Annotated in this window: 15 protein-coding genes; 8 read left to right on the forward strand and 7 right to left on the reverse strand. The window is 53.6% G+C overall.

The features are described from left to right. Nucleotides 1-161 precede the first annotated feature (161 nt). Complete coding sequence (locus CSQ89_RS11280) at nucleotides 162-1,568, forward strand: dihydrolipoyl dehydrogenase (protein WP_099406265.1); 1,407 nt, start codon at nucleotides 162-164, stop codon at nucleotides 1,566-1,568. A 25-nt stretch (nucleotides 1,569-1,593) separates the two neighbouring features. On the opposite strand, the gene CSQ89_RS11285 is transcribed toward CSQ89_RS11280, so the two are convergent. Together CSQ89_RS11285 and queF are read right to left on the reverse strand one after the other, a co-directional pair. Next, complete coding sequence (locus tag CSQ89_RS11285; protein ID WP_099406266.1) at nucleotides 1,594-2,421, reverse strand: HDOD domain-containing protein; 828 nt, start codon at nucleotides 2,419-2,421, stop codon at nucleotides 1,594-1,596. Between the two features lie 36 nt (nucleotides 2,422-2,457). Beyond that, nucleotides 2,458-3,282, reverse strand: coding sequence for an NADPH-dependent 7-cyano-7-deazaguanine reductase QueF (gene queF, locus CSQ89_RS11290; RefSeq protein ID WP_099406267.1), 825 nt, complete (start codon nucleotides 3,280-3,282; stop codon nucleotides 2,458-2,460). 178 nt (nucleotides 3,283-3,460) lie between these two features. Here queF and CSQ89_RS11295 point away from each other — a divergent pair, with 178 nt between their 5' ends. Beyond that, a complete protein-coding gene (locus tag CSQ89_RS11295) occupies nucleotides 3,461-3,826 on the forward strand; it encodes a cupin domain-containing protein (protein WP_099406268.1) in 366 nt (121 codons plus the stop codon). A gap of 128 nt (nucleotides 3,827-3,954) precedes the next feature. Beyond that, nucleotides 3,955-5,427, forward strand: coding sequence for an inorganic phosphate transporter (locus tag CSQ89_RS11300; RefSeq protein WP_099406269.1), 1,473 nt, complete (start codon nucleotides 3,955-3,957; stop codon nucleotides 5,425-5,427). A gap of 275 nt (nucleotides 5,428-5,702) precedes the next feature. Here CSQ89_RS11300 and CSQ89_RS11305 read toward each other — a convergent pair whose 3' ends face one another. Beyond that, complete coding sequence (locus CSQ89_RS11305; protein ID WP_099406270.1) at nucleotides 5,703-5,924, reverse strand: hypothetical protein; 222 nt, start codon at nucleotides 5,922-5,924, stop codon at nucleotides 5,703-5,705. 390 nt (nucleotides 5,925-6,314) lie between these two features. Between CSQ89_RS11305 and CSQ89_RS11310 the strand changes: the two genes are divergently transcribed. Continuing rightward, a complete protein-coding gene (locus CSQ89_RS11310) occupies nucleotides 6,315-6,854 on the forward strand; it encodes a YfaZ family outer membrane protein (RefSeq protein ID WP_099406271.1) in 540 nt (179 codons plus the stop codon). Between the two features lie 130 nt (nucleotides 6,855-6,984). Here the strand turns inward: CSQ89_RS11310 and CSQ89_RS11315 are convergent, their stop codons facing one another. The 3 genes from CSQ89_RS11315 to CSQ89_RS11325 are packed head-to-tail and all read right to left on the reverse strand — an operon-like array spanning nucleotide 6,985 to nucleotide 10,030. Next, complete coding sequence (locus CSQ89_RS11315; protein ID WP_158228971.1) at nucleotides 6,985-7,830, reverse strand: M48 family metalloprotease; 846 nt, start codon at nucleotides 7,828-7,830, stop codon at nucleotides 6,985-6,987. Nucleotides 7,831-7,832: 2 nt separating this feature from the next. After that, the gene (locus CSQ89_RS11320) at nucleotides 7,833-8,330 is read right to left on the reverse strand and encodes an SH3 domain-containing protein (RefSeq protein ID WP_099406273.1); all 498 of its coding nucleotides are present in this window, start codon (nucleotides 8,328-8,330) and stop codon (nucleotides 7,833-7,835) included. Further along, complete coding sequence (locus tag CSQ89_RS11325; protein WP_158228972.1) at nucleotides 8,327-10,030, reverse strand: CHASE2 domain-containing protein; 1,704 nt, start codon at nucleotides 10,028-10,030, stop codon at nucleotides 8,327-8,329. Before CSQ89_RS11325 ends, CSQ89_RS11320 begins: the two co-directional genes overlap by 4 nt. A 163-nt stretch (nucleotides 10,031-10,193) precedes the next feature. On the opposite strand from CSQ89_RS11325, the gene CSQ89_RS11330 reads away from it, so the two are divergent. From CSQ89_RS11330 to CSQ89_RS11345, 4 genes are read left to right on the forward strand one after another with little or no spacing between them, the layout of a single operon-like run. Beyond that, entirely contained in the window at nucleotides 10,194-10,658 is a 465-nt protein-coding gene (locus CSQ89_RS11330; protein ID WP_099406275.1) for an RrF2 family transcriptional regulator, read from the forward strand. A 1-nt stretch (nucleotide 10,659) separates the two neighbouring features. Further along, on the forward strand, nucleotides 10,660-11,082 hold the full coding sequence (locus CSQ89_RS11335; RefSeq protein WP_139022820.1) for a group III truncated hemoglobin: 423 nt from the start codon (nucleotides 10,660-10,662) through the stop codon (nucleotides 11,080-11,082). 14 nt (nucleotides 11,083-11,096) lie between these two features. Continuing rightward, nucleotides 11,097-11,363 (forward strand): transmembrane sensor/regulator PpyR, encoded by a 267-nt coding sequence (locus CSQ89_RS11340; RefSeq protein WP_099406276.1) that lies wholly within the window; start codon nucleotides 11,097-11,099, stop codon nucleotides 11,361-11,363. 36 nt (nucleotides 11,364-11,399) lie between these two features. Next, nucleotides 11,400-12,605, forward strand: coding sequence for a globin domain-containing protein (locus CSQ89_RS11345; protein ID WP_099406277.1), 1,206 nt, complete (start codon nucleotides 11,400-11,402; stop codon nucleotides 12,603-12,605). A 78-nt stretch (nucleotides 12,606-12,683) separates the two neighbouring features. On the opposite strand, the gene CSQ89_RS11350 is transcribed toward CSQ89_RS11345, so the two are convergent. Then, nucleotides 12,684-13,424: a hypothetical protein gene (locus CSQ89_RS11350; protein WP_099406278.1), complete on the reverse strand. Its 741-nt coding sequence runs from the start codon at nucleotides 13,422-13,424 to the stop codon at nucleotides 12,684-12,686. Between the last annotated feature and the right edge of the window lie 299 nt (nucleotides 13,425-13,723).

Consider the following 13,723-nt stretch of genomic DNA (forward strand, 5'->3'; position numbering starts at 1 on the left):
AATGCCTGAGCATCAAGACGCAGAAGAACCCATTCGCACTTTGCCGCAAGTTACTGATCAACGCCTCCCGCGCGGCTTATGATCAGTTACAGCTGCTTCTCGCAGCTACTGCGTAACATCAGTTACTTAGCTGACTTTGCAGCACACCATTAGGAAATCCAATGACCACCTTGTATCCCGATATTGCCATCATCGGTGCCGGTACCGCCGGCCTCGCTGCCTATCGTGCTGCCCGTGCTGCTGGCAAAACGGCGCTGTTGATTGAAGGTGGTCCCTATGGTACGACTTGCGCCCGAGTGGGTTGCATGCCTTCCAAACTTCTGATTGCTGCCGCCGAAGCAGCCCATGAAATACGCCACGCCGCTGCATTTGGCATACACGTGGAGGGCCATATTCGTATTGATGGCCGTGAAGTAATGAACCGCGTGCGACATGAACGCGACCGCTTCGTCGGTTTTGTCATGAAAAGCGTAGAAGGTATTCCCATCGAAGACCGCTTGCGTGGCTACGCCCGCTTTATCGATCACCTGACGTTGAAAGTGGACAACCATACCACCGTCAAAGCCCAGCGCATCGTCATTGCCACCGGTTCCAGCCCAGCTATCCCAGCCAAATTCCACAACCTGGGAGACCGACTGATTGTCAACGACGACGTATTCAATTGGGAAACCTTGCCACGCCGTGTAGCGGTATTTGGTCCTGGTGTTATCGGCCTGGAATTAGGCCAATCATTGGCACGCCTTGGTGTTACCACCCGTGTGTTCGGCCGTGGCGGCCGCGTGGGCCCTTTCAGCGACCCAGCTATTCGCGACTACGCGCTTACAACGTTCCAAGATGAGTTTTATCTCGACCCGGATGTGCAGATAGACAGCATGCAACAGGAAGGAAATGAAGTCGTTATCACCTACCGCAAGCTAAACGGCGAAACAGTGACCGAGCATTTCGATTATGTACTGGCGGCCGTCGGCAGACAGCCGAATGTTGCCGGGCTCGACCTGCAAAATGCCGATATCGACCTGGATGAGCAGGGCGTACCTCTTTTTGACCCGGCTACGCTGCAATGCAGCCAGTCCGCCATCTTTATTGCCGGTGACGCCAACAACATCCTACCGCTATTGCATGAAGCCGCCGACGAGGGCAAGACAGCGGGCGAAAACGCTGCCCGTTACCCTCACGTGCAGTCGGGACTGCGCCGAGCCCCTATTGCAGTGGTGTTTACCGACCCTCAGCTCGCCATGGTTGGGCAACATTTTACCGCCCTTGAAGCAGGCAGCTTTGTTACCGGTGAGGTCAGTTTTGAAGACCAAGGCCGTAGCCGCGTCATGCTCAAAAACAAGGGCTTGATGCATGTGTACGCCGATAAAGCATCGGGCCGATTCCTCGGTGCAGAATGGATGGGCCCACGGGCGGAAAACATCGCCCACCTGTTGGCCTGGGCCTACCAGCAAGAGCTGACCATAGCCCAGATGCTGGACATGCCCTTCTACCACCCTGTGGTGGAAGAAGGCTTGCGGACGGCATTGCGTGATGCAGCCGCTAATCTAGATGGGTTTTCAAGCAATCGATAGCATGGGTTTTTCCCACCTTTTGAGCCTAGGCTGAGGCGTCTGTTAATTCCATTGCCGTCTCAAACGCATCCCTGCTTAGACTAAGTGTCGATAGTAACCGATCACCAATCTGTTCCCATTCACTGTCGATTTCCTGCATATGCTTTCTTTTTAACAGGTGCTCCGCCAACCTTGCCAACGCAATCAACTTAGCTGAATCAATATCCATCACCGATTCATCCTGCAGATAATCAAAGTCATGGTGATAAAGAATAGCGAGCGCCAAATGTTCTGGCAGAAACCAGGTGCGCGCTAGTAGATAACCCACTATTACATGCGATGTACTACGCGCTTCTTCTTCAATTTGCACAAAACGTGCTGGGTGCTCCATTGCTCGCGCCAAGGTGGCGATGTAACTAGGAAAACGCTGAGTCAGGACGGGAATGCCGCAATCACGAAACAAACAAAAAAGATAGGCTTGCTCAGCCTTACCAATGCGCAATTGCTTGGACAAGGAGGCGGCAATATTCGCGACGCACGTCGCCTCATCCCAAAATCTACCGAGTATCGGCGGCAATGGAATCAAACGCTTCAAGGCCAAGCCCGTGATGAGTGAACTAAGGTTGGCGTTACCCAAAAACTGTAGGGCATCATCAATGCTGTCCAGATGCCCCCCACCGAAGCTGGGGGAATTGGCCGCTTTCAATACCATGGCCGATAAGCTTAGATCACGTCTAATAATGCTTGCCAACTCACCCGGTGCCGCCTCATGGGCTTGTGCGGCCCGCAAGTCTGATAACACTGCAGGCAACGAGGGCAACGTTAAGCTTTTGAGTAATTTAGCTGTGTCCTCATCATTCAGTAGGCGATCCATACCTTTCCCCTCAGGTTGCACGACCTTGTGAAGCACTTATTGACGTGCTGTGCGTAAATTCGCAGGGGCCGCTTGGCTAAACGTAGTACGAAACGGATTGATATCCAAGCCACCTCGACGGGTATAACGGGCATACACTGTTAATGCTTGAGGTTTACATTGGCGCATTACATCCATAAAGATGCGCTCTACACACTGCTCGTGGAATTCATTGTGCTGGCGGAAGGAAATCAGATACTGCAACAAGCCTCCACGCTCGATGGCTTCACCCCGATAGCGAATCTGCACGCTACCCCAATCCGGCTGGCCGGTAACCAGGCAATTAGACTTGAGCAGGTTGGAACACAACGTCTCTTCTACCATGCCCTGCGCTGCAACCGTACGCAGCAAGGCAGGTGCTGGCTGGTAATGCGTAACCTCCACATCGAGGTTATCAATGCAGTATCCATCGAGCTCCGCCACCTGTTCGCGGCCAAATGCATCCGGCAATACGATACGCACATTCACTGTTCTACCAGCCGCGGCGCTTAAATCGCGGACCAGCCTAGCTTTTAGTTCATCAATACCGTCGAGTCGGGTTTGGTTAAAACTGTTGAGATACAGCTTGAAGCTCTTCGACTCAATGATATTAGGCGAATCAGCTGGCACACTGAAGCTCACCAGCGCCACCAGGGGTTTGCCTTTGAGGTTGAGCCACGACAACTCATAGGCATTCCAGATATCACTCCCAAAGAACGGCAGTACAGCCGGCACACCAATTTCATCGCGCTTGGTTTGGCGGGGAATGGGAAATAACAGGCTTGGATCGTAATGCTCGATATAGGCGCTTGTCTTACCTAGGGGAGAAAGTTCGGGTTGCATGTCATGACGCTTAAAAAGATAGGAATAAGCGATTTTACCCGGCCTGCGGATGGTTTTCTCAGCACCCTTTATGGATAAACTGGCGATAGTTACGCGTATCCTGCGGTGAATATGATCAGCAGCTGGCTAATCCTACCGGCCATGGGATAATCCCGATTCTATTTTTCTGGGCTTCGCCGTGCCATCCATCATCGCCTTTTCCCATCAAGCACCCCTCCCCGAATACGATTTTCCACGTGAAGCCCGTCGTATCCAAGGTGTTCCGCAACGTACTACTTGGAATCATTTCACCAATGCATCCGGTGAGATGTTCGCCGGCATATGGGCCTGCGAAGTGGGCAGTTGGCGGATTGAATTTGGCGCTCACGAAGACGAATTCTTCTTTGTCACCCAGGGCCGTTGCCGGATCATCGACGCAGCAGGTACCACCGTCGAAGCCGGCCCAGGCGAGTCACTCGTCATTCCAGCGGGGTTCAAAGGCGTATTCGAAGTACTGGAGCCGATGCAAAAACATTATGTCATCGTAGAGCGCAAAACCGCCTGAGTTAGGGCGTTGCTGAGCCAGGTACTCAGGGCACACACCCGGGAATACAACTTGGGGAGATAGAACTCACCCACCGACGCTACTTGCTGCGATAATTCGCGCCTTCCTCAAATCATCAAAAAAACTTCATGTTCGATTTTTTTAGCGGGCTCGATTTCTGGGTCGCCGCCAGCCTTGTTCTTGCTTTCGGTTTCATAATGGCATTTGAGTTCATCAACGGCTTTCATGACACCGCCAACGCCGTCGCCACAGTTATCTACACCAAGGCTATGCCACCCAAGCAAGCGGTGGTGATGTCGGGCATTTTCAATTTTCTTGGCGTGCTGCTGGGTGGGGTGGGGGTTGCCTACGCCATTGTTCACCTTCTACCGGTAGAACTGCTGATCAACGTAAACACCGGGCATGGCTTGGCGATGGTGTTCTCGTTGTTGTCGGCCGCCATTTTGTGGAATTTGGGTACTTGGTATCTGGGCATCCCTGCATCCAGCTCCCATACCCTGATTGGTTCTATTCTGGGCGTAGGCATCACCAATGCGATACTGACCGGCATCCCGCTATCTGAAGGCGTCAACTGGCAGAAAGCACTCGATATCGCTCTTTCTTTGGTGATCTCTCCCACTGCTGGCTTCATGGTAGCCGCCCTGTTGTTGATCTTGTTTCTCAAGTGGTTCCCGTTGTCGAAGATGCATAAGACACCGGAGACCCGGAAATTGGTGGATGGTAAGAAGCATCCTCCATTCTGGAGCCGCCTTACCCTCGTGCTGTCGGCCATGGGGGTCAGCTTCGTGCATGGTTCCAACGATGGTCAAAAGGGGATTGGCTTGATGATGCTGGTACTGATCGGCATCGTCCCTTCACAGTTTGCACTCGATGTTAATAGCTCCACCTACCAAATCGAACGCACACGCGATGCCGCGGTCTTTCTGCAGCAGTTCTATCACGCCAATGAGGCGGAACTGATCCAGAACCAGGCTACCGGGACCGCCAACGGCACTGATCTGCCAAACAAGTTCAAATGCGAAGCGGCACAGACTCAAGCCACTATCGGCAATCTGCTGTTGACGATCAACAATGTACGTGACTACCACGACCTGGCGCCGGAAACCCGTTCCCAAGTCCGTCGCTCGCTACTTTGCCTGGACGATACAGCCAAGAAGATTAGCAAGCTTCCCGACCTTGCCAAGCGCGATAAGGACAACTTGGCGAAGCTGCGTAAAGACCTGACCAGCACGACGGAATACGCGCCCATTTGGGTTATCGTCGCGGTAGCGCTCGCTTTGGGTATCGGTACAATGGTTGGCTGGAAGCGTGTAGTGGAAACCGTGGGTGAAAAGATCGGCCGCCAAGGCATGACCTACGCTCAGGGCATGAGCGCCCAAATCGTTGCTGTCGCCGCCATCGGCATGGCGAACGTGTTCAGTCTGCCTGTCTCAACAACGCATGTGCTTTCATCCGGTGTGGCGGGCACAATGGTAGCCAATCGAATCGGCCTGCAAGGCAACACCGTACGCAATATTCTGATTGCCTGGGTACTTACCTTGCCGGTATCAATCTGTCTGTCAGGGGGATTATTCTGGATGGCGGTTAAGCTATTCGATTAAACGATGCGTGCAAAAAACAAAGCCACCCAATGCGGTGGCTTTGTTTTTTTAGAACCTGTCTAAAGTCTCGCGAGCTAGGGCAAGATAAGGCGAAAACAGCTGAGGAAGCAGAGTTTACAAGTGGTAAATGAGTATTCCGAGGGTGTTTTCAACGCCATATTGCCGACGCACAGCAGACTTTAGACAGGTTCTTAGCACGTGCTCAACGTCACACAATGCAAAAAGATCAGGCCCCTTACGGATTCCAGACTCTACGTAGCATTCACGAAGCCCCATCAAGCGTTACCGCCAGTAAACACCAAAGTGCAAAGCAGTTCGGAACCACCCCGGTTCAACGGCATCAGCACACCATTTTCACCAATCAGCACATGCGGCTCATCTTGTTCAGTTGGGCTCATGGTGGGGTTATACAGATACCAACCCGCTTCATTGCGGCTGATAATGGCAGGCGCAAGCGGAATACCCGCTTGCAATGCAGTAATAAAATCGTTGTACATATGTAGCAAGGCCTACCAATATCCCAGAGTCAGCGAGCTGTGTTCCGTAGCAACATGGGTACAACTCGTCAACTTTCAAGCTTCCCATTCCGAACATCCTGACACAGCCTCATCCCTACCCAATGTATCCTCAGCTAGGTTCACTCGCAAACCGGGCTGCATGGGAATCTGGTATCGTTCCGGCCAGCATCAAACCTTGGGTACCGGCTCAAAGTCTGTAGCACAGCGCCTGCGTTACATGGCTACGCAGCAAGACCGTAAGCAGGCACAAGGCTTGAATACTCATTTGCAGCGCCTCTTTCCTATACCTGGCAACGATGTGCTTACGCGCCCGGTGGCAACACCGCTACCGCAGAGCCAGGTAATTAACCAACCTGATGGAGTACTTCTATGCGCCAAGCCTGGCTTGCTGGCCTTGCACTGCTGCTTTCCCCTCTGGCTCAAGCAGACAGCCTCGATTTGCAACTAAGCAGTGATGTATTCTCCGGGCGCTACTCATCCGGTCTACTGGGTAAGTCGGCCAATATGGACTTCGGATTTCAGCACCATACCGACAATGGCAATGTCGCTACGGTAGGCCTCGAAGTGGAACAGATTAGCGGGAAGCGCGACAGCTTGGCGTTGGGTGCGCAAGTCGTAGGTATCTTCAATGACTACGATAATGCCACCGCGCTAGCGATTGGTGGCCGCTTCAATGTCGGTCTACCCAGCTTGCCTAAGGTACGCATAGGCGGCCATTTGTGGGCTGCACCGGGTGTTACCACATCGGGCGCCAAGAAATACGTGGATGCAGGCGTGCGCGTGGGTTATCAGGCGCTGGATCGTGGTGAAATCTACGTGGGCTATCGCAACACCAAGATAGGCTACAAAAACCGCGTTGATCATGAAATGCAAGACGCAGTCCATGTCGGCATAGAGCTGAGCTTTTAAACCGACACCAAAAAAACAAGCCACTCATTTGGGTGGCTTGTTTTTTGATGAAACCCCATACATATGAATGCAAGCTTCTGCCGGACAAAACTAGCCATCTAGTCTCGTCCCAAGCCAATCAGTACTCGGGTTACTTCAAGCGTATCAACCGACCCGGCAAAGTCTGGCTTCCCTTCAGCGATTCGAATTTATCGCCCATTGCGGCATCTATCGCCTCCAGCCGTGCACTGGCGCTGGGATGGGTGGTGAACAATAACTCCACAGCATTGGGTTGTTGCTCGGCCAACGCATCGATTTTTTGCAGTACAGATGTCAAGCCCATCGGGTCGTAACCCGCACGCGCCGCCAGTACAATACCGATCCGGTCGGATTCAAACTCCGCGCCCTGGTCCAACTTGCGTGCCAACATCTCGGCACCTTTACCAATAACGGCATCTGCTTTATCAGCCTGCTTCAGCTCTTTACCCAATACCGCACTGCCCGCCTGCAACCAACTGCCTTTACGCAGCAGTTTCAGTTGGTGCTTTTGCTGCACATGGGCAATTTCATGTCCCAATACACCAGCCAGTTCCGCTTCACTGCCCAGTTGCTGGTACAACCCCTTACTGACGAAGACATAGCCACCGGGCATGGCGAACGCATTCACCGCCGGGCTGTCGATCACACCAAATACCCAAGGCAGATCAGGCCGATCACTTTGTTGCGCAACCCAGCGGCCAACCTTGTTGACGTATTGCTGCAGCTTCGCGTCCGTTATCAGCGGATACTGCCCCAACAGCCGACCAGCTACCCGTTGGCCAATAGCCCTTTCCTGCTCTTCAGAAGCAGTACCCACCAAAACCGTGTCGCCATCCACACCCAGTTTTTTCTGTAAGCCTTCATTGATGCCTTGCTTCAGGATGTCCTTCAAGCTTTCAGCGGCAACAGGAACCGTGCACAGGGCCGCGCTGCATAACACTGCAAGTAGTTTACCCATGCTCATTTTCCCTCCGCCAGCCATGCCACACGGCGTGCTTGCAGTTTGGCGGCTTTGGCAAAAGCAGCCGCTTCTTGCTCGCTCACGCTGATTGCCTCTGCACGCGCCAATGCGGCAGCATCAAACTTCGCTTCGGCCAGTGCACCCGCTTCATTTTCCTTGCCACTGCTTAGGCCACGAATACCCGTGGTGTTCACGATTTTTCCGCTCCCAAGCCGGCCGGTATTCAAGCTCGCCATATTGCTGCCCGGTATCGCTGCAGTACCGCTCTTGAGCGACAGGCTACGCACCCAACCTGTCTGCTTGCCCAATTGGACATTGGCCCATGCACCCTGCTTCTTCAGCACGGTCACGCTGCTGCCTCGTTGAAGGGTGGCTTGTGAAGGCGCATCAAGGAAAGGCTTGCTACGCAGACTGTCTTCCTTGAGCAGTGTGGCGGTCTCTGCTGCCAGGGCTGGCAGCGCCAGGCTGCACAGGGCGGTAAGCAAGTAACGTTTCATGTACTGATCTCTTGGCTGGGAGTAGGAATTTGGGTTTGTAAAAATGCTTGCGCCAGAAGTGCTTGCCATACGACTTGTGGCTTGGCGGTGGGTTCAACGTCTGCCTTCAGGGCCGTGCAACAAACCAAGCGGTAATGGTGCAGGCCAGTGTGCGCCTGCCATTGTGCTACCAGTCGACGCAACTCGGCTTCATCGAGCAAGGTAGGTTGGTCGGCGGGATGTAGCTGGGTAAACAGGAGGCTACCCTCCAACATTCTCCAACCGCCATACTGGCTGCCTGCAAGGCTCATAGCACAGGCTTGTAATGCATTGGGTAGGCTGCCACAAAGCTTGTCGAGTAACGATTCGGCCATGGGTTCACCCCGCTCATCCAACATTTGCAGCCATGCCAATTCGGCTTGCTGCCCCGCTTGGGTGTGTTGGCTTCGCGTCCAGGCGCTGTCTTCCAACGCGCGACGGGTGGCAAAGGCATAGAGCTTGGCCAAGGTGAAGTAAGCAATACTAAAGCTGACCGGCCCCAGCAAGTTGATGTAGTAATTACTGAGATTAATGCTGGCGTACGACAGCATCAGCAAGAATATCTGCGACAGACCAAACCAGCGCGCCAGTTTTTCGGGCGCGGCATGGCGGTAAAAACTCCAGGCTGTTGCCCAGACAAGCACCAACGCCAGCAGAAGATACAACCAACGTAAGGCCGGCACACGCAGGTAGTCATCATGCTTGAGGTTATCGATGGCAGTTGCCACGACTTCAACCCCCGGAAACTGCTCGGCGACCGGACTGGCCTTGATGTCAAACAAGCTCGGCGCAGTCGAACCGATGATGATGATCTTGTTACGGAACTCGTCACGCGGCCTTGCCGGGTACTCGCTCAAACTATCTCGATACACATCGGCAAAGCTGATATAGCGGTAATTGAAGGGTTTGCCGCGCCAGTTAAGCAACATACTGGATGGCAACCGCGTGGGTAGTTTGCCACTGTCGTAAAGCACACGGGCGGGTAGCGATGGCAACCTTACGCCACCGTGGTCTTCATACACACCGTATTGACGGATGATGCCGTCTGGGTCCGGCACGGTGGAGTTGAAACCGAGCCGGCCACTCGCCAATCCGGCAGGGAAATAAGGCAGGATGCCGGCAATGGTCGCCTCGCCCGTCCCCAGTCTGTGTGCTCCAGGAATCTGGCTGGCCTTGAGTTCGCTGCTCGCATCCTGTTCTGGACTCAAGCGCACCCAAGGCAGGTAACAATTTGAACAGGCTTTCAGAAACGCATCGAACGCCGTATCGCTATCGGGATTGAAGACATCAGGCTCACTAAACAGAATGTCAAATACCAAGGCGCGTGGCGCCTGGGCATTGATCTGGCTCAGCACATCAGCCAACACCTGGCGGGGCCAAGGCCAGCGTCCCAGTTCGGGTGCCAGTTGCGCCAGGCTGGCTTCATCGATATCGAGAATCACGATGTCTGGGTCCGGCTCAGCTGTCACCAAGCGATGTTTGACCAGCGTATCGAAACTGGCTTGGCGTAGATCGAACAACTTATGCAGATACAGCGCATCAACCACCGCAAATACACTGATGGCAACGGCCAGATAGAGATAAAAATAATGGCGCAGGCACCGGGCCAACCAGTTGCCCAAACGGCCATAGAGCGTACCCACACGGTCGGCCAGCTTTAGCTGCCAGCGTAAAAATGACATGGCGACCCATCTCTGTAAGAACAAGGGTAGAAAATTGAAATCAAGGCTGCATTCTAACGCGCTTGTAGCGCCAAGAATGCCAGGCAAATTACTCACTCCTTTAAGTTGCATAATTAATGCAACTTAAATATCATTGCAAGCAAATACACAAAGAGCCTTCACCATGCAACTCACCCGCTTCTCTGACCTTGGCATGCGCACATTGATGTACCTAAGCATGCATGAAGCCGATCGCACCCTACCGGTGACGATTGCCGAAATCGCCAGCCAGTTCGAGATACCGCATAACCACTTGGTCAAGGTAGTCAATAAGCTGGGTAAGCTCGGTTGGATCACCGCGATCCGTGGGCGAAATGGCGGCTTGCGACTTGCCACTCCCCCCGAAGCCCTGAAGCTGGGTCAAGTACTGCGTGGCTTGGAAGGCAACACTGAACTGATCAGCTGTGAAGCCCCGCCTTGCACCCTACGCGGTCGATGCCTACTGAAAGGCGCACTGAACGCCGGCCTGGAGGCTTTCTTTACCAAGATGGACGAGTACACGCTGGCTGATGTGTGCGCCAAGCGAACAGGCGAGGCACTCATCACATTGCACCGCCAGTTTCTCAGTCAACAAGCATTGAGGCATTGATATGCGCCCTATCGCAGACGCCATTGGCTTAGCCACCGTCGAGAAAGTAGTCGATGCTTTCTACGCGGCAATACGCCAACACCCTACCCTGGCTGGCCCTTTTGGCCGAGTAACAGATTGGCCCGAACACCTAAGGCATCTGAGCCATTTCTGGTGGGTAACCCTAGGGGGCAAGCGATACCTCGACTATCGCTATAACGTGCCAGAACGCCACGCAGCTGCCGGCTTTACGCCCGAGTTGCTCCAGGACTGGCTTGCCCTGTTCCGGCAAACCGTGCACACCCATCTGGATGTTGATCTGGCAAATGCTTGGCTGGCGAGGGTGGAGCGTATTGGCGAATCGCTGAGGCTCATGCACGAACTGGGCCAGTTTCCGCCTCCTCCCGCCTTCGAATCGGTCCCTGTCACCACTTTGCCTTCTTAACCGGAGAACAAGCCATGCTGAATATTCTCTTCTTTCGCCACTTATCGACCTACCTTCTTTCGATGGCAGTACTGCTCAGCCTCAGCGGCTTCTACCTCGGTTATATACAACCGGACCACCGTAGCCTGCCAGCACAAGTCAGTGGTCACCTCATGCTATTGATAGGGCCAGGCCTGCTGAAAATCGGTTATGTGCTGCACTTGGCTGTCGAAGAATCAACCAAGGCAACACAGCATCCCGGCAGGGCTACGCTCGCTATCGCGTCAAATCACTTGCCTTAAATGTTACATATTAAATACCACAAAAGGAGAAATACCATGCTGTCACAAACAGCCCGCCCTTATATCGATGCCAGTGTGCCGGTTTTACGTGAACACGGCGCGGCCATCACCACCCAGTTCTACACCACGCTTTTCGAAGACCATCCTGAACTCATGCACATCTTCAATATGGGCAATCAGGCCAATGGTAGCCAACAACAGTCACTGGCCGCCGCCGTATATGCCTATGCCGCCAACATCGACAATGCTGCTGCGCTGACGCCCGTACTGACGCGTATCACGCACAAGCATGCTTCCATTGGCATTAAGCCCGAGCACTACCCTATTGTCGGCCGCCATTTGCTTGCCGCCATCCAGACCATACTCGGCGAAGCCGCTACCCCCGCACTGCTGGCAGCCTGGGATGAAGCCTATGGACTATTGGCCACGCAATTGATTGCTATGGAAAAACAACTCTATGTGCAAGCAGATATTGAAGCGGGCGACCTACGCCCATTAAAAGTGATCGCGGTAAGCCAAGAGAGCGAAACTGTACGGTCTTATTACTTACAAACCCAAGACAGCCAATCACCAGGCGATTTCAAACCGGGTCAATACGTGAGTATAGCGGTTCAACTAGGGCCATTACGTCAGCTGCGGCAATACAGCCTATCGGACTCACCCGACCAACCCTGGTGGCGTATCAGCGTCAAACGCGTATCGGGGACAGCGCTGACGCAATCTGGCCAAGTGTCGAACTGGCTACATGCCAATGTTAAGGTAGGCGACCAGCTGCTGGCAGGGGCTGCCTTTGGCGACTTTGCCCCGACCTTGGAGAGTGATATCCCAATCACGCTGATTTCAGCAGGCATTGGCATCACCCCCATGATTTCGGTGCTGAATACGCTGAATGAAAGACGACCGGCACGGCCGGTAGTTTTCGCCTACGCCACCCAGCATGGTCGCCATCATGCGCTACGAGAAGATCTAACCATCGCGAGAACCAAACAATCCGGCCTGAAGGAAATTATCTTCTACGAAGCACCGCTAAGTACCGACGAGATAGGACAGGATTACCATCATCAAGGTCGTATGCAACTGGAAGGGCTGTTAGATGAGGAAACGCTGAAAGGGGAGTTCTATCTCTGTGGCCCAGTGGGCTTTATGCAGCAGCAATGGCAAGAACTGTTGGAAGCAGGCGTCAGCCCAAAGCAAATCCAGCGCGAGGTGTTTGGCCCCGATCTACTGGACCATCTCGCTTAACCTGGGCGAAGCTTTATAAAGAGCAGGCTTTATAGCCTGCTCTAATAACAGCTGCGCATCGACGACCCAGAGTGTTATCTACTCACTCACACCTAACCAATTGGCGCAAACTGGGTAACCATATTGGCGCAGCGCTTCCGTCATATTATCGGCCACGCGGCGTAAGTCGGCTGATGTACCGCCGGGCAGTACCACAGGCTCATCCAGCAATGTTTCCAACGCTAACGACGCCTCTTCACGCAGATAGTCGCTTAATGATTGAGCACTGACCGCATTATTCGATTGCCGCTGTCGTACTGCTGCCACCAAGGCAGTTAACTGATCAAACCGTGGCTGAAAACTTGCCAAGCCCTTGGCACCAGGCAGCAACAACTGATAAGCAGCCAAGCTGCTTTCAAATTGACTTAATACATCGGTGGATTCCGCCTTGGATACTGCAACCGGCTTCGGTGGGCTGTCGGTCATCTCCAAAGGGCCAACCCTGAATTCATGCGCGATGCCGCTCTCATCCCATATACCGGCAAATGCGTAATGGCCTTCCGATTGCAGCTTGATCTGGCCAGTCAGGCCAAACGGCACTACCTGGGCAAACTGCTCGTCAGCCCCCTTTGGTGGGTAGACGGTGTATTCCCCTTCAAGCCCCTGCAAGCCTTCACGCAATGCCAGCTCGAATTCACCTTCATAATGTCCCTCGTCCTCGGTCTGGCCCAGGTAGCTGATGCGGAGCACGTCACCGTCATACACCACGCGACGCGCCTCTAAGCACACATCTTCCCATTCGATGCTATTGGAGACCCAAACAAGACTAACAGACTGCATGGTTTTTCCTTTGAAACCGACTCACTATCCCTTCTCCCCCTTCGTCATCCGGGGCACGTACCGCACATTATCAAACAAAAAGGCGCTTTCGCTACATTACGTAGACGGCGCCTTAAGTATTTCTATATTTCTAATGGGTGGTAGCCCCACACCCCAGGATTCAGCCACCAACATCGCAGTTGAGGGTGGCCATGACTTAGAACCTGTTTACGATCTTACTGCGTAGCCGTGATCAGGGTTTATGTGCTGCTCCAAATCCTCATGTACAAAAGTACATTCCGGTTTCTGCGCTGCGCTTC

The sequence above is a fragment of the Chitinimonas sp. BJB300 genome (genome assembly GCF_002735695.1).
GTDB lineage: Bacteria > Pseudomonadota > Gammaproteobacteria > Burkholderiales > Chitinimonadaceae > Chitinimonas.

Excerpts from the sequence above, each read along its gene's own strand:
- CSQ89_RS11280 (WP_099406265.1), top strand. The coding sequence starts at position 162 with ATGACCACCTTGTATCCCGATATTGCCATCATCGGTGCCGGTACCGCC.
- CSQ89_RS11285 (WP_099406266.1), bottom strand. The coding sequence starts at position 2,421 with ATGGATCGCCTACTGAATGATGAGGACACAGCTAAATTACTCAAAAGC.
- queF (WP_099406267.1), bottom strand. The coding sequence starts at position 3,282 with ATGCAACCCGAACTTTCTCCCCTAGGTAAGACAAGCGCCTATATCGAG.
- CSQ89_RS11300 (WP_099406269.1), top strand. The coding sequence starts at position 3,955 with ATGTTCGATTTTTTTAGCGGGCTCGATTTCTGGGTCGCCGCCAGCCTT.
- CSQ89_RS11305 (WP_099406270.1), bottom strand. The coding sequence starts at position 5,924 with ATGTACAACGATTTTATTACTGCATTGCAAGCGGGTATTCCGCTTGCG.
- CSQ89_RS11310 (WP_099406271.1), top strand. The coding sequence starts at position 6,315 with ATGCGCCAAGCCTGGCTTGCTGGCCTTGCACTGCTGCTTTCCCCTCTG.
- CSQ89_RS11315 (WP_158228971.1), bottom strand. The coding sequence starts at position 7,830 with ATGGGTAAACTACTTGCAGTGTTATGCAGCGCGGCCCTGTGCACGGTT.
- CSQ89_RS11320 (WP_099406273.1), bottom strand. The coding sequence starts at position 8,330 with ATGAAACGTTACTTGCTTACCGCCCTGTGCAGCCTGGCGCTGCCAGCC.
- CSQ89_RS11325 (WP_158228972.1), bottom strand. The coding sequence starts at position 10,030 with ATGTCATTTTTACGCTGGCAGCTAAAGCTGGCCGACCGTGTGGGTACG.
- CSQ89_RS11330 (WP_099406275.1), top strand. The coding sequence starts at position 10,194 with ATGCAACTCACCCGCTTCTCTGACCTTGGCATGCGCACATTGATGTAC.
- CSQ89_RS11335 (WP_139022820.1), top strand. The coding sequence starts at position 10,660 with ATGCGCCCTATCGCAGACGCCATTGGCTTAGCCACCGTCGAGAAAGTA.
- CSQ89_RS11340 (WP_099406276.1), top strand. The coding sequence starts at position 11,097 with ATGCTGAATATTCTCTTCTTTCGCCACTTATCGACCTACCTTCTTTCG.
- CSQ89_RS11345 (WP_099406277.1), top strand. The coding sequence starts at position 11,400 with ATGCTGTCACAAACAGCCCGCCCTTATATCGATGCCAGTGTGCCGGTT.
- CSQ89_RS11350 (WP_099406278.1), bottom strand. The coding sequence starts at position 13,424 with ATGCAGTCTGTTAGTCTTGTTTGGGTCTCCAATAGCATCGAATGGGAA.